Raw genomic sequence first — 18,499 nt, forward strand, 5'->3', positions numbered from 1 at the left:
TTTTATGCAAAATGACACAGCCACGCAAGCCCGTCGTCGATCCGAAAGCACTTGGTGCAGAGCTTCGAGAGCGACGAAAATCTCTAGGAAAAACGCTCACCGAGATCGCAAAGATCACTTCCGTGAACGTCGGACAACTATCGCGCCTTGAAAACGGGCAGATGAAGAGGGATGGTGGTAATTTGCAAAAACTTCTTGTGACTTTGCAAAAGCTTGAGGCCAGCGGCTTGCATTCGCAATCCCAAAGCGTCGTCGAGCGATTCGCGGCAGTCATCAAGCGCTCTAATCGTCATGCCGAGGCCGCAACTGCTCTCGTCGACGCGCTTGAGCGGCTGATGTGACGGCGAGCAAGCACGGCAAGATTTCCCGTGAAAGTGCCACCCTGTCGTGAAGGTTTGAGACGTAGGACGGCTCAGCTGCTCGCTCTCAGAGACCTGCACGTTTCGATGTGAGCTCACACTGGAGTCCCCGCAGACTGCAGCTAGCCCCACAGTTCGCAAGGTCTGCGCGCGCATCTTGTCGCAGCCTGAGCAATCGGAGGGGTTATCGCCTCGACGCGGCTCGAATGCCTCGCATTGGGTGGCCTGCTTTAGCTTGTAAACGCCGGCTTCGGGTCGTACTCCAGCAGCGAATTTATGCAGGACGATTCGCTATCGGCATGCAGTTGACGTGATCGCAATCCTTGCCTGGTGGCTGGTGCCGTACTACCGTTAAGTGCTCGCGTGAGAAGAGCAAGCGCATTCCTCGTTGAGGCCTCGTTCGATGTGAGCGAGGCTTTTTTTGAGCAAGTCGAAACGAACGTTCGCGAACGAAGAGCAGCGTGCCCGGTCGATGCACTCATTCCTGTCATCAAACAGACACAAGGTTGGTCGCAGCATCTGTTGGCAGAGGCTGAAGGGAGGTGAAGATGTCACCTGGAGCCATTCGTCAAGGTGCAGCGGCCGATCGCGATATGCTCATGCCTGTCGCGCAATACCTTCGCATGTCGACTGATCACCAGCAATACTCGACTGAGAATCAACGACAGGCTATCGCCGAATATGCATTCAAGCACGATATGATTGTCGTGCGCACATACATCGACGAGGGCAAGAGCGGGCTGACGTTTAAGGGACGCCCCGGACTCAAAGCGCTTATTGGCGACGTAACCCAGATGCGTGCGGATTTTCGCGCTATCCTGGTGTATGACGTGAGCCGATGGGGGCGCTTTCAGGATGCAGACGAGAGCGGATTTTACGAACAGCTTTGCCGTCGAGCCGGTATCCGAGTCATCTATTGCGAGGATGACATCGCAAACGATGGCAGCCCTGTCGCTGGGCTTGTGCGCCAAGTGCGTCGCATGGCTTCCGGGGACTTCAGCAGAAATCTCTCACAGAAGGTCTTCGCCGGTCAGCGCACTCTAATCATGCTGGGAGTACGCCAGGGAGGTCCTCCGGGATTCGGCATCCGGCGAATGTCGATCGACGCACATGGCGCACCAAAGGGTTATCTAAACCGAGGTGACTATAAAAATCTGCAGACCGACCGTGTGATTCTGGTACCGGGCCCGAGTGAGGAAGTTGCTATCGTCCACCGCATGTATGAATGGTTCGTGCGCGATAACTGGACGGAAACACAGATTGCAAATCATCTGAATTCGTTACAGGTCAGCACAGACCTTGGGCGACTGTGGCGCGCGGCTACGGTTCGTCAGGTGCTAACCAACGAAAAGTACATCGGAAACAATGTCTGGAATCGGACGTCGTTCAAATTAAAGATCAAGCACCGGCGGAATCCAACACAGGAATGGGTGCGCCGCGATGGCGCCTTCCAGCAGATCGTGCCGGCCGACCTTTTCGAGGCTGCGCAAAAACTGATGGCTCATCGAAAGTGTCGCCCGAGTGACTCGGAGATGCTGGATGCACTTCGAACGGTGCTCGCCCGTAAGGGCTTCCTGTCCGGCTGGGTAATCGATGAGCAGGAAAGCCTTCCGTCCAGCAGTTCGTATGTCTCACGATTCGGCGGTCTTCTGCGTGCATATTCGCTGGTCGGTTATCAGCCCCAGCATGACTATCGCTATCTCGAAATAAACGAAGCACTGCGTCGTCTTCATCCTCTTATAGTCGATGAGATTGTTCGGGGCGTCGAATGCGTCGGCGGTGGCGTTACGCGAGGCAAGGTCGCGGACCTGCTTCTCGTCAATAACGAGCTTACGATTTCGATCGTGGTGGCACGGTGTAGAACAACTCCGTCTGGCCGACGGAGATGGATCGTCCACCTGGATCGGGCGCTTGTCCCCGACATCACGATCATCGTGAGGATGGATGCCACAAATGCGATTGCTCAAGACTACTTTGTGATGCCGTCTTTCGATTTTCCTCAGCAGATGCCGGAGCTGAGGGAAGAAAACAAGTTCTTCCTTGAAGCTTACCGATTCGACGACCTGTCGCTGTTCTATGCTTTATGTGCACGTGCACCATGCAGGGAGGCGGCATGAACGAACCAGAACCGGGCCAGACGATCGAGCTCATCGACGTCGCCAACATTCGCGTTCTCAATCCGCGCACACGAAATCGCCGTATGCATCAGGAGATCGTTCGGAACATCGAATCCGTCGGGCTGAAGCGGCCTATCACCGTCTGCAGAACCGATAAGACACCGGAAACTGGCGTGTACGATCTTGTATGCGGTCAAGGCAGGCTCGAAGCGTTCATGATGCTTGGGCAAAGATTCATCCCGGCGCAGGTGATCACGGCGAGCGAGCAGGAGTGTCTCGTCAAAAGCCTCGTTGAAAATCTCGCTCGAAGACAGGCTCGCCCGATCGAGGTTCTTGAGAGCGTCACCCAGCTGCGTCTTCACGGCTACTCGAACGCCGAGATCGGTCGGAAGATCGGATGTTCGGCCGAGTGGGTCAAGAACGTCGAGCTACTTCTCGAAAAAGGCGAGAAGCGATTGCTGTGCGCCGTCGAGGCAGGCTATTTGCCCCTGAGTCTTGCAGTAGAAATCGCACGCGCTCCTGATGCCGACTGCCAGAACCTGCTGGTGGACGCCTACGATCGAGGTGAACTCAAAGGCAAGAAACTCGTCACCGTCCGGCGGATTCTTGAACGACGCGCCAAGTCTGGAAAGGCGGCGGGCTATGGCATTGCAAAGAAGTCGCGCAGCGTGACGTACAAGCCGGAGGATCTCCGCAAGATGTATGAGGCCGCTGCGAATGAACACAAGCGCTTCGTGAAGAGTGCCGAATTGACGCAGCGACGGCTGATGGGGGTGACGCAGGCCTTCCGTGAGCTGCTGCAGATCGAAGAGTTTGTGCGCTTGCTCTCCGAGGAGAAGCACAATTCGATGCCCCAGTTTCTACGAGAGGCCGTCATGCATCGGGAAGGAGGTGCAGCATGAACGCGCCACACGGCCCCAAACCCGTTACTCTTGCCTTCGAGCTGCAGCGGATCAGATTGTCCCTCTCGTCGTTGCGGCCGAGCAAGACAATCCCGGACTCGGTCTGGAAAAGTGCAAAGTATCTGCAAATCCTCTCATCAGTGAAAGCAATCGGGCTCGTGGAGCCCATTGTCGTAAAGCAACACCCGGCTGAGGCAGGGGCGTTCCTCGTGCTGGATGGACACGTACGACTGCATGCGCTTCGATCATGCGAGATCGGATCGACGGAGTGCCTGGTCTCACTCGATGACGAGAGCTTCACCTATAACAGGCACCACATCGGAATGACGCCTGTAACAATGCACAAAATGATCGCGAAGGCCCTGGATCATAATGTCTCTGCGGAAGCCTTGGCACAGGCGCTGGGCTACTCCGTCGATGTGATCAAGGCGCGCTTTCGGTTGCTGCATGGAATCTGCAGTGAAGCAGCCGACATTCTGGCCGATAAGCGCTGTGCGCTTGCCGTGTTCGATGTGTTGCGAAAGATGAAGCCGCTGCGGCAGATCGAGGCGGCAATGCGTATGGTCGATTTCGGCAACTACTCGCTCAAGTTCGCGAACGCGATGCTTGAAGCGAGTGCGCCTAACGAGATCGTCGAAGGCGCGCATGTGAAACGGCCGAACAATGGACAGGTCGAAACGAACGCTCGGCTTGAGCGCGAAGTCGCATCGCTACACGAAGAGACACGTCATTATGAACAGAGTTTCAGCAAAAACAATCTTGAGCTGATGTTCGTTCAAACCTATCTGCAAACGCTTTTAGCAGATGCAAAAGTCGTTCTGTGGCTGTCTGAAAACCGCCCCGACTATCTGAGGGAGTTCAAGAAAATTGCGGACATAAAGATACTTGCGTGACGTAATCTCTTGTCGAGCCTTGTATCTAGGTGCCTTTCGACGAAATTGTTGAAGGGAGGCCCATAGATGGCATGCGCATACGGGCGCCAATGTCTGTCGATAATGCCTTTTTGACTGCGCTGCCACGGCTGCTGTCGTATCGAAGCGATATGGGCGGTGCGAGCGCAAGTTCCACGTGTTCCTGCGTGGAAGCGAGCCCCACAGAAGTTGAAGCCGGAGAAAGACCTTGATTCCGAATGCGACAGACCATCAAAATTCGGCTTGCCATGTTCGCCAGTTCGTAAAGCGGAACGCGGAACCGCCGGCGTGACACCCGTCAGCTCGGCGGCTTCTTGCCGTCGACAAGCTGGGAGGCTGGGGTCGCGACCAGAAGCGCTTCCGCATACGGCACGGTCACATTGTTTGCCGCAATCATGAGTTCCACGCACTCTGATAATTCGCTAACCAGGCGTCTTGATCCACTGGGTCTTCTGTGCACTTGTTGGAGAAGGACTGCAGGGAGCAACTGTGGACTCCGTGAAAATCAACAAACTTGATCTCCGTGGCATTGAAGTAACTTCGGTCTGCGCTAGCCTCAACACAGCCGTCAGGTACGGGTTAAACTCCAGCGTTATGAGCCGGGCAGCATGCGAGGTGAGGAGCGGCCTTTCCCAACGGCATGCAGTTCAGTCCTGAGCTCCTGATAATGAATAAACCACATTTTTCGGGGCTTCGATCGATGACGAAACAAGAAAAAGAAACTTCGACGTTTGATGAAATTCTGGCTGAAGAGAAGGAACACTACCTCGCGCGCCGAGAGCACCTGCGTGTAGATTCCAAGCCGAACACCAAGATTGGTCTCGCTCTTTCCGGTGGCGGGATACGCTCCGCCTGCTTTTGCCTCGGCGTTATCTCGGCTATGTTCAAGCACGGACGCTGGAACGAAGTTGATTACATGTCCAGCGTGTCGGGGGGAGGTTACACAGCAGCAGCTCTCGCACGACGCATGAGACGCGACGCGCCACTGGACGTAGGGATGATCAAAGACGTCCGCGAAAGAATGAAAGCTCGGGGCGGCTTCCTGTCAAGCTGGCTGCTACCCGCCCTTCCGTTTCTCCTCACGTTCGCATTCTCGGTCGCTATCCCAGCCACAAGTTTTTTGTTTGTCGTGGCGACGTTGGCGGTCGCGGCGCAACAGCATTTGTGGATGCCAGGGATTGTTTTTGGGGGCGGTGCAATCATCCTGTTTGCGTGCAGCTTCATTTCTAATTGTTTCAAAAACGATAAAGTTGCGAGCTTTCTTGACCTAGGGATTACTTATCTAGCATTTGCGTTGCTGTTCCTGATAGCCAGATCATTTGGGTTTTCACCAGCAAAAGACCTCTGGTTTTACGCCGGAATTCTTGCGTCGCTGGTACTCGTCGCTCTTGCCTTGTTATGCGCAGCGCCTGACAAACCTCACATCAGGCGGCGTCAGAAGTGGATCAAGCCAGCCGCATTACCGCTGGTTATGCTTTCGGCCACACTGTGCCTGCTAGCTGGACAGAACCGCATTGAGGCGTTCGGCAAGTGGTTAGGGCTCGAAAACGTGTCGATCGTGACAATTCTCATTGCGCTAGGGTGCTCGCTGATCGTGTGGGTTAGTCCCAACGCGCTGAATGGCGCGCTACTATATTACCGATTCAGTTTGCGATTTACCTTCAAACCAGAATGGGAAGGGCTATTTGGCTTGAGGCTGCGCGACACGGCATCGTCAAAAACGTCGCCGATTCACATCATCAACTGCTTTGCGCAGTTCTCGCGCGTCAATGGCCAGTCGAAAGACGCACTGGAGAGGGGCTTTGAAGGCGCGACAGTTGATCCCATCCGTGAAATGAAGCGCCGAGGCGGCGTCAATTTCGCTTGCACGCCTTTCTATTGCGGATCACGAGCGACAGATTATCGTGCGACCTCGCAATGGGAGTCACAGGGAATGTTCTTCAAGCCCATTGCGCAAGACAGGTTTTGGACACTTGTTGCTGCATCGGCCGCTGCGGTGGACACGCACCCGACTTGGATGTCACCCATTAAGCGGATGGCGCTTGCGTTCCTGAACGTCGGTCTGGGTATATGGGTTCGCAATCCCCGCGTCACTGCAAAGCTTGCAACATCGTGGCCAAGCTTCATGAGCAATATCAGAAATTTCCTTGAGGTGAATGCACCGTCGGACGTTTGGATCAGGTTAAGTGACGGTGGTCACTTCGAGAATCTGGGTCTGTATGAACTCGTGGCGCGCAAATGCACGAGAATCGTTGTTGTGGATGCTGGCTACGATCCCGACTACGAATATTTTGATCTTGCGATCGCGGCCCGTCGTTGCCTTGAGGACTTCGGCGCGACCATCAAATTGGATATTAAACGTGGTCAACCGTCGGTGGTGACGCGCGGAGAGATAAGATACGCCACTGCAGACTCAGCGATACCGGCAGAGCTCATCTACATCAAGCTTTCCGCACTTGAGTCGCAGTCCTTGCCCCTGCGCTTGCGAGCTGCGTACGATGCTGGCTTCCCGCATGAACCGACTGTCAACCAGTTTGTCGACGACGATTTCGTACAGGCGTATTTCTCTCTGGGCGAGGAAAGCGGTGAAGAAGCATTCGGGCGCAAAGCTATTGACAGACAAGCAGCAGGAATCGCTTCACAATTCGTTGTGTAGTGCACGCATCGTTTCGAGTAGCGTCTTCGCATCCGCAGTTGCTGCTCACAGATCACGTGACCAGTCAGGTTTTCGTTTGCGGATACTGGTGACTAAAGGATCCGCCCACGTAGACAACCATAGGCCCATACGATCGTTCCGGCGACCATGAGGCCGTGTGAAAACCCGTGTCGAACCTATCACTCGATAAGCTCGCGCCTTCAGATCGCGCTGTATTGGCTTCACTGCGACCCTGGAAGGGTAAAGCGACACGCTAAAAACGCGTTGCTTTGCGTTTTCACACGCCCTCGGACGGCATCGGAAGTTTGCCATCCACGATCGGCTGTCGGTGAGTCAACTGGCTTGTGGGCCGACGACAATGCGGTAGGGGGCGCCAAGCCATCGCGCATAGAGCGTCGTTGAGTTGCTTCCTCGCCAGTTGATTCATTCATTGCTGTAACGTTGTCAGATTTTAATGCGGTCTACGTCAGGCGTGCGGCGAGCGTTAGCCCGAACGAGTCATCGACCGAGTTGTCCGGATGCGGAGTCTTCGGCGAGCCTTGCTCCATGCGAGCTAGCGCCGCGGCCTGGCGGCGGATGCACAGACGGGTGTTGCCGGCCATTTTCCGGTCCACGCGCGGCAAGGCCTGCGACAGGAAGTCGGCCTGCTCCAGCTCAATCAGTTCCGCCTCGCCATATACCCCGTCCGATCGGCTGCGCGCGATAGTCCTTGAGAGACGGTGTGTCGTCCCGGACTCGAGGCGCAGCAGGTGCGCAGCCTAGATTTCGCGCGCGCTGGGCCCGCGACGGCCAGCGTGTCGTGCATCGTCGCGATCAGCCGACGGGCAGCCACACGTCCGTGCCAGCCTCGCCGTACGCCGAATGCAGCCCCTCGATCGCGGCGCCTTCCAGTCAGCCGTGGTAGAGCGCGAAGTCCTGTCACGTCAGCCGGCGTGCGCCGGCTTCATGGCTGTGTCTTCCCGAGTGGCTGTTCTAGCAGGGAGGCTGGTACGATCCGCGCCAAGTCCTGTGCGGCCAGTTGTCGCAAGCTTAACGCACCCGCTTCGCCACGTCCCAGAAGCATGCCCGGGACAGAGAGATCTAGGACCGGGGCGATCTTCGCGACGAAGGACACGTTGGTGTATCCGGCAAAGCTCGAGGAGTTTACGCCAAACACTACCCCTGTGGCGGGGTTGAAGACGGGGCCGCCGCTGGCACCGCCGTGAAGATGGATCGAGGTGCGAAAACAGGGGAATGGCATGCGTTGGTCGCGTGCGATCGGATAGTCTTCTTCGATCTCGCCATCGTAGTAATGCGGGTTAAGAGCGAGATGCGGCTTCCCGTTTTCCACTGCAAAGACCGTGTCTGGATAGGCGAAGGTGGCGACTGCGGTGCCGATCGCTGGGGTCGGGCCGCCGAGGCGCATGACATGATTTGGTAGCAGGCCTCCATCGCGGGTCGGCATGATCGGCTGCAACCGGCAGAGCGCGATGTCGGACTTCTCGTGGCGTACGATCTCTTCGAGCCGACGAAAGTAAAACGTGCCCGCGCCATTGAGGAGGTGCATGCAGGCCAGCCGCTCCGCCGGCGCCTCGTCAACCACGTGTCGGGCGGTCGCAACGAGCCCGGGGCCAACGAAGAAGGCTGTGCCGATAACCTGCAGGCGGTTGTCGTCACTTCGTAGCACGACCGGCAGAACCGCGTCGGATGGTTCGATGCGGTGGCCTGCCTCCGCCGCGGCAACGAAGCGGTCTGGAGGAGCGATACCGACTTGCGCTTCGGGCCGACACGCATGGGCGCGTTGCTGGCTTCGTGCGACCTGCGCCTGTGCTATGCGATCAGCGCGCGTCCCACGTCGTTTGGCGTCTCCCAAGCTTTCTCCCTGCGATGCCCGGTTCGGTTTGACAGAACGCGCCCGCAACCCCTTGCCGGGCAGCCCTTTGAGCGCAGTGTAGCATCGCCCCCAAAATTTGCCGCGGCCTCTCAGAGCGGTCAGCCGAAGGGCGCCTGTATTCCGTAGCGCGTGTGGCCCTGCCAGCCTAAAAAGGGCCACTTCGCTCTGCGAGCGTCCGTTGAGTTGTCGCCGGATGTTGCAATCATCCGTGGCGTGAGTGCGGCGTGATCCCGCACTCAAGGTGCGGTGCAGTGGACTCGGTGATTCAGGCGGTTAAACTAGCGTGCCGCGGTTATGTTGCGTCAGGCAGCAACTTCCAGATGTGGCTGTTCGATGGAAGCCGTCTCAACGAGCGTCTCGAACTCTGATAGAAGATCAGGCTGATGCTGCCGAAGGTAATCACCAACGGCCCCGTTTTCCAGTAGCTTGCCTAGGTAGCCTTTGGCGAGAACCAGATTAAGCACGTCCTGCCCATAGGTCTGCTCAACCATCTTGTACTGCCCCTGCAGGTTCGTCATCTCCCGTTCCATCTTCGCCATTTGTTCCGGCGTGACGCCCGTCAGCTTCGGCGGCTTTTTGCCGTCGACAAGCTGGGAGGCCGGAGTCGCGACCAGAAGCGCTTCCGCATACGGGACGGTCACATTGTTTGCCGCAATCATGAGCTCCACGCACTCTATCTGGCGCGTAGGTTTCATCTTGCGTAACGCTCTTGCGAGCTCCGGCGAGAATTGCCGGTCATCCAGCAGTTCGACCGCCTCTTGGCAGATGCCGTCCAGCAGATTCATCTTTTTCAGTATTTGCGATACATCGACGGACAACGCCTTCGCCAATCGCACGGGCGAAACGCCTCGCTCGATCACGCGCCGGATCATGTAGTGCTCCTGGACCGTCGATAGCCGATTGATCCTGTTGTTATAGGTGTAGCTCTCGTCGTCGGTGGCGACAAGGCATGCAGCGTCGCTGAAACCGAGATCCTGCAGTGCCATCAGGCGCAGGTGTCCGTCGAGAAGGACATGATGACCGGTGCCATGCTCTGCTGCGGTAACGGATAGCGGTTCAACGAGTCCGACTTCGATGATGGACGCCCGGATCTGCTTGAACTTGCGCGTCTCCGTGATCGCCGGCGGTGTCCGTCGCGAAGGCAGTATGTTCACCACAGGGACAGAGAGCGGCTCAGGAATGAAGCCTAACGTGACGCCGGTCATGTGACGCTCCCGGATGTCCAGACGCGCTCCGCGAGGTATCTGGGCAATGTCGCCAGCCCTTCGGCGCGCAACAGATTCACGAAATTCCCGTCATCGAACAGCTGCCGCAGCGCGCCTACAACAAACAGCAGGCGCTGCTGTGTGAACTCGGCTTTGCGTACCATTGCCTTCTGCCGCTCCACCTCATGCTGATACGTGCGCACGAGGCACGAGGTTGTCACGCCTGAGCTCTTGCTCGACATATTGCGATCGGCTGTGCGCCCCAGTGCCTTGCGCCGCTCGATGACTCGCCGGGCATTGATCAGTTGCTTGCCGCGGAGTTTTCCGGATTCGTACGCCTCCTGCAGCGCACTCTGAATCGCTTCGTCGTTATCGCCAGCGCCTACGATTGTCAGGGCCGCATTGAGTGGAATACGACCCTTCTCTACTGCGATGACCAGTCGCTCTTCACCCTGATGTAGCAGCGTGAGAATGCCCTGCACGTATTGCTGGCTGAGCCCGGTTTTTTCCGCGATGGCCTTAGGCGCATATCCCTGCTCCTGCAGTTGCCGGATACCGGCAAGCAGTTCCAGCGGCCGGCACTGGCGACGAGCAATGTTTTCGGTAAGGCTCATGATGAATGCGTCTTCGTCGCTCACGCTGACGACAAGCGCCGGAATCGTCGATTCGCCGAGCGAGCGGAACGCCTTGAGCCTTCCCTCGCCACAAACGAGGAGGTATTTTTCGATTCCGCTGGCCGTCGCGCGCGGCGTCACGAGAATCGGCTTTTTCAGACCGATAGCCTTGATGTTGCCTACGATCTCGTCAAAGGCGCGGCTGTTCCGTTCACGAGGGTTAATGACCTCGATCTGGTCGATCGGGATCATGCGGATTTCGCCCATCTGTCGATTCATCACGCGGCCCTCCGCAAGCGGGCACGTTCTGCCATACCGTAGAGGTAGTCGAGCGTGTCAAAGCGATAGCTCTCGAACTCGACCGGATTCCGATCCGCAAGGCTGATGCGCGGCTGACCGAAATCAAGTCGTGGGAGCAAATAATAATCAAGCGTGCCGCTATTCCCATGATTGAGCCGCACTGCCACCGTGATGTCAGGAAGCAGACTCGTATCGAAACGCACCTTCCAGTGATTATGGCCATTCTCGTGCGCCTGGCACCGTGACAGCACAATGCACACCGTGAATTCGCGGTTTACCGTTAGCAGGTCGGTTGCAGCATCCCGGATTACCTCACCGCCAAGGTCGGCAATCTTCGTTTCCGTAGTCATGATGATCTCCGGATGCAGCTGCCGGAGGAACCGGTTGGTTTCGAGATAACGATAGTCTCGGCCGGGTGTAAATCCAACCGCCTGATATGCGCGAATCAGGCTGCCGAAGCGGTACAGGTACACGGAGGTCGAAGGCATACCTTCTGTCTCATCGATTACCACGCCCGACAGGAAGCCCCGATTCCGATAGAGTTTGCGCAGGCGCTCAATGAGCTCCTCATCTGAATAGCGTCGGGCACGTGCGTGCATGATGCCCTGTGCCGTGTAGAAGGTTTCGCTAGGTACGATCGACTGAAACGCTCCTTCCTTGCGAATCCACATGTCCGGAGTGTTGACGACGCGGGCCTTCTTCAGCTTGAACGACACCCGGTTGTAGACGTTGTTACCGATGTATTTCTCATTGGTGAGCACCTCCCGCACCGTAGCCCGCGTCCATTCGCGATCCAGATGCGTTCGGATGCGCATGCCGTTCAGACGGGCGGCGATATCGTGCTCGTTAAGTGACTCGTTGATAAACCAGCTGTAGATCAGATTGACGATCCTGATTTCGCTTTCGGGTCCAGGCATCAGGATCACGCGATCTGTCTGGAGGCTTTTATGCTCGCCTCGAGTCAGCTCAGATTTCATCAGCCCGTGCTGGTCGACGAGCATGCGGCGCAATCCATAACCTGCCGGTCCTCCCTGCCGAAAACCAAGTTCGATCAGCCGGCATTGGCCAGCGAAAACCTTCGCCGAAAGCTCACGGCTGTACTCGCCGGCCATCGCTCGTTTGACACCCTTGACGATGGTCGAGACCGGCGACCCATCGTTCTCGAATTGCTCCGCGCAATACGCCACCTGGATGCCCGCTCGCCGGCAAACGTACTCGTAATACGCACTCTCATCGGCGTCCTGGAATCGTCCCCAGCGACTGACGTCGTAGACGAGGATAACCTTGAAGTCGGCGCGCTCGCCGGACACATCCGCGATCAGCTGCTGCAGTGCCTGGCGTCCGTCAATACGCAGGCCGCTCTTGCCCTCATCGGCGTACGTGCGCACGATCTCCAAACCGCGTCTTGCAGCATATTCGCGAATCCGATCGCGCTGGTTCTCGGTCGAGTACTGCTGATGCTCTGTCGACATCCGCACGTATTCAGCCGCACGAATCGAGGGTGCTGGCGTCGTGGCTGCTTCGTCTGTTTGATCGGGAGACACGTTTCGCTCCGACTGCAGTCATGTTTCCCGCTCCTGGCAAACATGCTGGCAACGAGCCTGCCGGCAGGCCTCTTCCCCTGATACGTCATCTGCCAGGTGTATGGCAGCAGCGTTCGAATCGGAGCGGGTACAAGGCAAAGGTAGCAGGCGCCGCGTCAATGTCGATCACGTCATCTCTTTGCAATCAGGCGCTCGTGGCCGTCCTGGCGCCGTGAGCACGGCGATGTGAACTGTGCACGCGTGCATCTTTGCAATCCCGGCGCTGAACGTGCGCCTCAGGATGTAGAAGCCGGAGGCAAGCGGGCGCACAGACGGCAACACGTTCATGTTTGCAACCGGTTCAGCGCTTCGTCGCGCAGCATTGCGCGTCCGCTGCTGGACGCGATTTCGCTCGAGGTACGCCGGATGAGCCGTGCGATATCGCCGCCAGTAGTCGGTGTGTCGAACACGCCAGTCGGCCTGGGCCCGCGCCTGGTTTTCCCGATAGTCGGCGTCAGAACGAAGGCGATCGCGTTGCCAGCGCCGACGTCGCTCGAGCTGACATGCGGCAGTCGAGCAAAACCGCTGATGGGGGACATGCAAACAGGGATGGAATGGCCTGCCGCAGGCGAGGCACCGACGGGTCGTGTTCATGGGCGGCTCCATGCGAGGGTCCAGCATAGAGCATCGCACTTTGTGGTCGACGGGACCTCAGGAAATTTATGATCGGGTCGTTGAAACACAGCTCTGGCAAGGGTTTCCAGAGGGAGCCTCGACATTTGCACTTACTTTGGCGGGAAAGTAGGCCAGTTGCGTCAACTTTGTCGCGGGTTGGAGGGGACTGTGGCGCGGGCGAGTGGTAAGTGATTGATTCTTTGAAAAGCCCAAGTGCACTAATTGTGGCGCCCTACGGTAGATAGGCGCATGACCTGAGAAAAGCGGACCCATAAATTGAGAAATTTATGGGTCTTACTTATTGATAGCCGGAATACTCATCGGCATCAACCAGCGCGCGCCGCGAGTTGACGCTAACACGTTCAAAGGTTGGATGTTACGCGCGGTTCGTTTTCTGAACGCGACGACGAGGCCATCGTTTTCGCCATGCTGGACGGACATTCCGTTTCTTTTAAGTTTAAGGATGTCTATCAGCGTAAATGGACCGACCTCAAAGATCTACGTAAAGGCCGGTTATTGAGTCCTTTTTTAACGCGGATTCAGCAGCGGTACGCCTCATATCTACAGCGTCCTGGTCTGCCCAAGATCCCTCGTTCAGCGATGCCTATCGAGCTTGTTGAGGCTGCGGAAGCATCCGAAAAAGCCGCCGAAATGTCGGCAGTCGCTAGCGCCAACATCCCCTTGACGGGCACCGAAGAGAGCAATAGGAAGCAGGTGGCTTAAGTATGGCGTATGCTGCATTGGCGGGCTCAGCGCGAGCCCGTCGCACGCTCTTCTCTGCATCTTCACTTTTCGGTAACGGTGCCCGAATTGCCGACGCGCCCGAACGACACGACATAGCCGTGGAAATACCGTTTGCCGCCTTTGGCAGAGCTCGCCACGATTTGCGTGAGACTCGCATTCGCGCCTTGTGGATCGAGCGTGATCGTTACTAACTGGCCGACGATCTTGTCGAGCTCGATATTGTTCTGGTGCGAAAGCAGATCGAGGTGAATCTCGGTCAACTGGCTCACGTATTCTTCGGCGACCATCGTATTGACGAGCAATACGTCAGGCCCGAGCGGCGTATCGATACTGACGAAGCGATGATCCTGCGTGAGCTTCGGCTTCGCAGCGCCCGTTACGCTGTTGATTGAATCGGCGATATTCGCAGGGGTTTTGCCGAGTAGTGTCATGCCGGTTTGCGCGAGCTGCGTCGCGCGCGCCGCGCCGCCAATCAGGCCCGCGCCCGGCATGCCGGTGAGCGAACTGAGCTGGCCTGCCAGACCCGCGATCGTGCCTAGGTTGCTTAATCCACTACCGCTTGCGCCGGCAATGCTTGTCGGACTGCCGCCCAGACCGCTGCCGTTTCCATTTAGTGCAAAACTCATGTTTTACCCCGTTGGGTGATATCACCCATCGCAAAGGAATCCGGCAATGCGCCGATCTACGCTGCCGGTGTATTTCGATATGCTTTTGATTGACGCGTCAGGTCGGTGACTATAGCAAATGCAACAAAGATAAATAACGATCTTTGCCGGGTGTCTTTGAAATTTATTGGAGGTTTGTCTCGGGAAATGCCGGGCCGGGTTGAAAGAGCCTTATGAGAATCCGGTCGTCAGTCCAAAAATTTCCGGGTGCCAGAAGATAATCGGGAAATACTGCCGCAGTTGGAAATATATAAGAATGGTTCACGGCGGCGCGATTGCCAAGCTGGAAGATTCAATCGCGTAATCTTTGGGTTCATGCGTGCGGCATATGTGCCTGACCGTTCAACGACACTTCACCGCTTTCAAACGCTGCTCTGGTCGGCCAAGCGCCCGGAGTAACTCGCAATGCTCAGCAGTTCCGCTGCTGCAATCCGCCACCTGCCTTAGCGCCTGTCGCATCCGCTGCAGATCTCGAATCTTCCCCTCGATATCTTCGAGGTGAGCGCGAGTCATACGATCCGCGTCCGCGCAAGGACGATCAGGATGATGCGCAAGCGTAATCAGCTCCCGGATTTCATCGATAGTGAACCCCAGTTCCCGCCCCCGTCGAATGAACGACAGACGCTCCAGCGAGCTTGTGTCGTATTGCCGGTATCCATTACTAGCCCGACGCGTGGCGGGCAACAGCTCGACTTTTTCGTAATAGCGGATGGTTTCAACATTGACCCCCGAGAGTTGACTCAGGTTGCCGATGGAGTAGTTTTCAGTCATGGCTTGACCCTGTAGCGGCTACAGGGTTCAGCATACTTCTTTCGCAACGCGCCGGGGGCCACGATGCCAGGAGATTGCTGTAACCATTGCGACGATCAAGTCAGCCTGCGACAGGTCGGCTACCGCAGAATGCTGTGGGTCGCGCTGGCGATCAACTTCGTCATGTTCGCCGTCGAAGTGTCGAGCGGACTACGCGGCGGATCGGCCTCGCTGCTGGCGGATTCGCTCGACTTTCTCGGCGATGCGGCCAATTACGGCATCAGTCTCTTTGTGCTGGGAATGGGGTTGTCTACGCGTGCGCTTGCGTCGCGGCTTAAGGGCTTGTCGATGCTCGCGTTCGGCGTGTGGGTGCTGGGACTCGCAGCGTGGCATCTGTACACAGGCCGCGTGCCGAGTGTGCCGACGATGGGGATTGTCGGCACCTGTGCGCTTGTCGCAAACGGCGCGGTGGCCGCGATGCTGTTTCGATTCAAGGACGGCGACAGCAACATGCGCAGCGTGTGGCTTTGTACCCGCAACGACGTGCTCGGGAATATTGCCGTGCTGTTCGCTGCGCTCGGTGTGTTCGGTACGGGCTCTGCGTGGCCGGATCTGTTTGTCGCAGCGGTGATGTCGGTGCTTGCGTTGACGTCGGCCGTGCAGGTTCTTCGTTTGTCGAATGCCGAGCTGCGTCAGCGGGCCAGTGCGTGAGGCGTGCCGTACACAGTGACCCCGGACGAGCGCGGAATTAACCTACTCAGTGCGATCATTCTCCAGATCGTTCTCGACGTACCAACGCGCCAGGCGGTCCACTTCTTCAAATTGCCGTTGGCAGAACGCCAGGCACAGTGCGTCGACATCATCACGCAACCTGATGTCGAACGTCTCGACGTGCTGTTGCTGAGTCTCTTTGCCGATGCCGAACAGCCCTTTCTTCGTACGCATCGAAACGGAGTTCAGCTGGAAATCACGTGTGAGGTCATTGCTCAACGCGCTGACCCACAACTCGCGGCCATCCTCCTTGTACTGCAGGACGAGCGCGGGAAGCGGGCCATCCTGAGTTTCATTCCATTCGCGATATTGCTCGCCCCACGGAAAGGCTTCAAACGCCGCAATGAACGACGTGAAATCCGTTTCGCCTTGCGCGTCCAGTTGCTGGTAGTCGTAGCCGACTTTCTGGATGGAATAGGTCAACATGGTGCAATCAGTCTCCGGTATCGGATTGTGGTGGCACAGCGACCGCCACTATAACGCGGCAGCAATCACAAAATAATCAGGAAACTGTTGTGAGCCCAGCCTATTCTACTTTTCAAGCCTTGAGTTATCGCTGGGTCATAGTGCATTGCAGCGAATCACGCCCGTTGTAACGGGCTGCAGGCGAACAGACAACGTGAATGCTGATTTCCGCAGGCGGCTATCGTCAGAAAAAGGAAACGGTCATGTGCGACTCATACGAATTTCCTCTGCGTCACTACGGTTCAGGTCGACGGAATTTCCTCAGATTGACCGGAACCGCGACCGTGCTGGGGCTCACTGGCAGCTCTTTATTCTTACGTACGACAAGCGCCGATGCGTTCACCAAGGCGCAGCGCGACAGCATGACGCCGGACCAGATCATCGAGAAAATGAAGCGAGGGAACGAGCGCTTTCGTAACGGTGAGAGAAAGCCCCGAAACTATCTGAGTGAGCAGAAGGCAAGCGCTAGCGGACAATATCCCGCGGCCGTGCTGCTCAGTTGTATCGACTCACGCGCGCCGGCAGAAGTGATCATGGACCTGGGCATTGGAGATATCTTCAATTGCCGAATCGCCGGCAACATCGAGAACAACGATATCCTCGGCAGCATGGAGTTCGCATGCAAGCTGATGGGATCAAAGGTGGTCCTGGTGATGGGGCACACCGCGTGTGGCGCCATCAAAGGAGCCATTGCCAACGCCGAGCTCGGCAATCTCACCGCCTTGTTGGACCGGATCAAATCCGCCGTGCAGGCGACGACCTACACCGGCGACCGTTCCGAGACGAACTATGCTTTCGTGGATGCCGTGGCGCGTAAGAATGTCGAGTTGACCATCGCCGGTATTCGCAGGGATAGCCCGGTGCTCGCGGAACTGGAAACCAGTGGAGCAATCAAGATTACCGGCGCGATGTACAACCTTCGAACGGGGGCGGTTGAGTTTTTCGGATGATCGGTAAGAGCGCCTGGCGGCGGGATTTGTCGTTTTCCAGCGAAAGTTCGGCTCGAGACCGGCTCGTTTTGTCGCGCAGCGTCACCGTAACGGCCAATTTTGTCGTTTTGCAGCGAAGGAAGGTCTGTTGCTACCCTTCCGCCGTCTGTCCACCCAACATACTCAAAGCCATCTGCAGCACCGCCCGCTTGAACGCCGCCGGTCGCTTCGGCAGCGGCGAAAACGCATCGATCACGTGCCCATACGCAACTGTTCTGCTGACCGCATTCACCAGCATCCAGTAAACGATCTCCGGCTCATTGCTCGCAAGCACCCCAGCATCCATCGCACCTTTGATCAGCGGCAGCATCGCATCGTGATACGGACGCACCAGATGCTCGACCAGAAAATCCACCCGCTCGCCATGCTCAGTCGCAGCCGTCGAAAAGAACAACCCGATGTCCGGCTCCTTGAACACACGATCGACTAGAATCCCAATCGCCCGCTCGAGCCGTTCGCGCGGCAATAGATCCGCTTGCGCCAGTGCAGTAGTCGCCTTCACCAGCGGCATCGCATCATGCGCAATGTGCTTGACCACCGCCGCCCACAGCGCGTGCTTCGACCCAAAGTAATGCGTCATCAATGACGCGTCCACGCCGGCGCCGCGAGCAATATCGCGCACGCTCGTCGCATCGAAGCCATGCCGCGCGAATATCTTGCGGGCCTGCCTCAGCAACTGCTCCGTATCGACGGTCGTGCTGCGCGCGGGGCGGCCGCGCGAACGGCGTTCGCCTTCAGTCGGGTTCAGGGTGTCGGGTGGCGTGGTCGTCACACTCGTCGTGCCTTGCAATCAATGGTTTCCGCAAGCTTACCGCACTCGCCTCCGCTCGCCCTTCCACCCCCCGCCTACAGCTGCCGCTTGACACCGGCGACCTCCATCTCTAGCATCCGAAATTCATCACTCGATGAATTTATAAACGCGGACTAGCCCCGACCCACGTCGCATGACACGCTTCAACTCCCGCCTCTCGCCCCCGCAT

At 57.3% G+C, this 18,499-nt stretch carries 16 protein-coding genes and 2 pseudogenes; 8 read left to right on the top strand and 10 right to left on the bottom strand.

Features of this window, described 5'->3' with window-relative positions:
* Nucleotides 1–11: 11 nt before the first annotated feature.
* From ACYVNQ_RS02160 to ACYVNQ_RS02175, 4 genes are all read left to right on the top strand, one after another.
* Nucleotides 12–341: a helix-turn-helix domain-containing protein gene (locus ACYVNQ_RS02160; protein ID WP_460900516.1), complete on the top strand. Its 330-nt coding sequence runs from the start codon at nt 12–14 to the stop codon at nt 339–341.
* A 566-nt stretch (nt 342–907) separates the two neighbouring features.
* The gene (locus ACYVNQ_RS02165; RefSeq protein WP_460900517.1) at nt 908–2,476 is read left to right on the top strand and encodes a recombinase family protein; all 1,569 of its coding nucleotides are present in this window, start codon (nt 908–910) and stop codon (nt 2,474–2,476) included.
* Nucleotides 2,473–3,378, top strand: coding sequence for a plasmid partitioning protein RepB C-terminal domain-containing protein (locus ACYVNQ_RS02170; protein WP_460900519.1), 906 nt, complete (start codon nt 2,473–2,475; stop codon nt 3,376–3,378). Before ACYVNQ_RS02165 ends, ACYVNQ_RS02170 begins: the two co-directional genes overlap by 4 nt.
* The gene (locus ACYVNQ_RS02175) at nt 3,375–4,271 is read left to right on the top strand and encodes a plasmid partitioning protein RepB C-terminal domain-containing protein (protein WP_460900520.1); all 897 of its coding nucleotides are present in this window, start codon (nt 3,375–3,377) and stop codon (nt 4,269–4,271) included. Before ACYVNQ_RS02170 ends, ACYVNQ_RS02175 begins: the two co-directional genes overlap by 4 nt.
* A gap of 325 nt (nt 4,272–4,596) precedes the next feature.
* Here ACYVNQ_RS02175 and ACYVNQ_RS02180 read toward each other — a convergent pair.
* Nucleotides 4,597–4,701, bottom strand: a pseudogene (locus tag ACYVNQ_RS02180) (plasmid partitioning protein RepB C-terminal domain-containing protein); the annotation flags it as partial.
* A gap of 255 nt (nt 4,702–4,956) precedes the next feature.
* Here ACYVNQ_RS02180 and ACYVNQ_RS02185 point away from each other — a divergent pair.
* A complete protein-coding gene (locus ACYVNQ_RS02185; RefSeq protein WP_460900521.1) occupies nt 4,957–6,945 on the top strand; it encodes a hypothetical protein in 1,989 nt (662 codons plus the stop codon).
* Between the two features lie 461 nt (nt 6,946–7,406).
* Here the strand turns inward: ACYVNQ_RS02185 and ACYVNQ_RS02190 are convergent, their stop codons facing one another.
* The 5 genes from ACYVNQ_RS02190 to ACYVNQ_RS02210 all read right to left on the bottom strand — a co-directional run bounded on the left by ACYVNQ_RS02190 (nt 7,407) and on the right by ACYVNQ_RS02210 (nt 12,481).
* The gene (locus tag ACYVNQ_RS02190; protein WP_460900522.1) at nt 7,407–7,559 is read right to left on the bottom strand and encodes a hypothetical protein; all 153 of its coding nucleotides are present in this window, start codon (nt 7,557–7,559) and stop codon (nt 7,407–7,409) included.
* 329 nt (nt 7,560–7,888) lie between these two features.
* Nucleotides 7,889–8,797 carry a S1 family peptidase gene (locus ACYVNQ_RS02195; RefSeq protein WP_460900523.1) on the bottom strand — a complete coding sequence of 303 codons (909 nt, stop codon included), beginning with the start codon at nt 8,795–8,797 and terminating at the stop codon, nt 7,889–7,891.
* A 323-nt stretch (nt 8,798–9,120) separates the two neighbouring features.
* Nucleotides 9,121–10,023 carry a plasmid partitioning protein RepB C-terminal domain-containing protein gene (locus tag ACYVNQ_RS02200; RefSeq protein WP_460900524.1) on the bottom strand — a complete coding sequence of 301 codons (903 nt, stop codon included), beginning with the start codon at nt 10,021–10,023 and terminating at the stop codon, nt 9,121–9,123.
* Nucleotides 10,020–10,916, bottom strand: coding sequence for a ParB/RepB/Spo0J family partition protein (locus tag ACYVNQ_RS02205; protein WP_460900525.1), 897 nt, complete (start codon nt 10,914–10,916; stop codon nt 10,020–10,022). The genes ACYVNQ_RS02200 and ACYVNQ_RS02205 overlap by 4 nt, the downstream gene beginning before the upstream one ends.
* Nucleotides 10,916–12,481 carry a recombinase family protein gene (locus ACYVNQ_RS02210; RefSeq protein ID WP_460900526.1) on the bottom strand — a complete coding sequence of 522 codons (1,566 nt, stop codon included), beginning with the start codon at nt 12,479–12,481 and terminating at the stop codon, nt 10,916–10,918. Before ACYVNQ_RS02210 ends, ACYVNQ_RS02205 begins: the two co-directional genes overlap by 1 nt.
* Before the next feature lie 1,023 nt (nt 12,482–13,504).
* On the opposite strand from ACYVNQ_RS02210, the gene ACYVNQ_RS02215 reads away from it, so the two are divergent.
* Nucleotides 13,505–13,858, top strand: a complete 354-nt coding sequence (locus ACYVNQ_RS02215) for a hypothetical protein (RefSeq protein WP_460900527.1) — start codon at nt 13,505–13,507, stop codon at nt 13,856–13,858.
* A gap of 71 nt (nt 13,859–13,929) precedes the next feature.
* On the opposite strand, the pseudogene ACYVNQ_RS02220 reads toward ACYVNQ_RS02215, so the two are convergent.
* Together ACYVNQ_RS02220 and ACYVNQ_RS02225 are read right to left on the bottom strand one after the other, a co-directional pair.
* Nucleotides 13,930–14,505, bottom strand: a pseudogene (locus ACYVNQ_RS02220) (contractile injection system protein, VgrG/Pvc8 family); the annotation flags it as partial.
* Nucleotides 14,506–14,886: 381 nt separating this feature from the next.
* Nucleotides 14,887–15,315 carry a MerR family transcriptional regulator gene (locus tag ACYVNQ_RS02225; protein WP_460900528.1) on the bottom strand — a complete coding sequence of 143 codons (429 nt, stop codon included), beginning with the start codon at nt 15,313–15,315 and terminating at the stop codon, nt 14,887–14,889.
* Nucleotides 15,316–15,444: 129 nt separating this feature from the next.
* Here ACYVNQ_RS02225 and ACYVNQ_RS02230 point away from each other — a divergent pair, with 129 nt between their 5' ends.
* A complete protein-coding gene (locus tag ACYVNQ_RS02230; RefSeq protein WP_460900529.1) occupies nt 15,445–16,005 on the top strand; it encodes a cation transporter in 561 nt (186 codons plus the stop codon).
* A 42-nt stretch (nt 16,006–16,047) separates the two neighbouring features.
* Here the strand turns inward: ACYVNQ_RS02230 and ACYVNQ_RS02235 are convergent, their stop codons facing one another.
* Nucleotides 16,048–16,491: a hypothetical protein gene (locus ACYVNQ_RS02235; RefSeq protein ID WP_460900530.1), complete on the bottom strand. Its 444-nt coding sequence runs from the start codon at nt 16,489–16,491 to the stop codon at nt 16,048–16,050.
* Between the two features lie 242 nt (nt 16,492–16,733).
* On the opposite strand from ACYVNQ_RS02235, the gene ACYVNQ_RS02240 reads away from it, so the two are divergent.
* Nucleotides 16,734–17,480 (top strand): carbonic anhydrase family protein, encoded by a 747-nt coding sequence (locus ACYVNQ_RS02240; RefSeq protein ID WP_460900636.1) that lies wholly within the window; start codon nt 16,734–16,736, stop codon nt 17,478–17,480.
* A 130-nt stretch (nt 17,481–17,610) separates the two neighbouring features.
* On the opposite strand, the gene ACYVNQ_RS02245 is transcribed toward ACYVNQ_RS02240, so the two are convergent.
* Complete coding sequence (locus tag ACYVNQ_RS02245) at nt 17,611–18,309, bottom strand: TetR/AcrR family transcriptional regulator (RefSeq protein WP_460900531.1); 699 nt, start codon at nt 18,307–18,309, stop codon at nt 17,611–17,613.
* Nucleotides 18,310–18,499: the final 190 nt, after the last annotated feature.

It is taken from the genome of Paraburkholderia jirisanensis, from assembly GCF_054782355.1.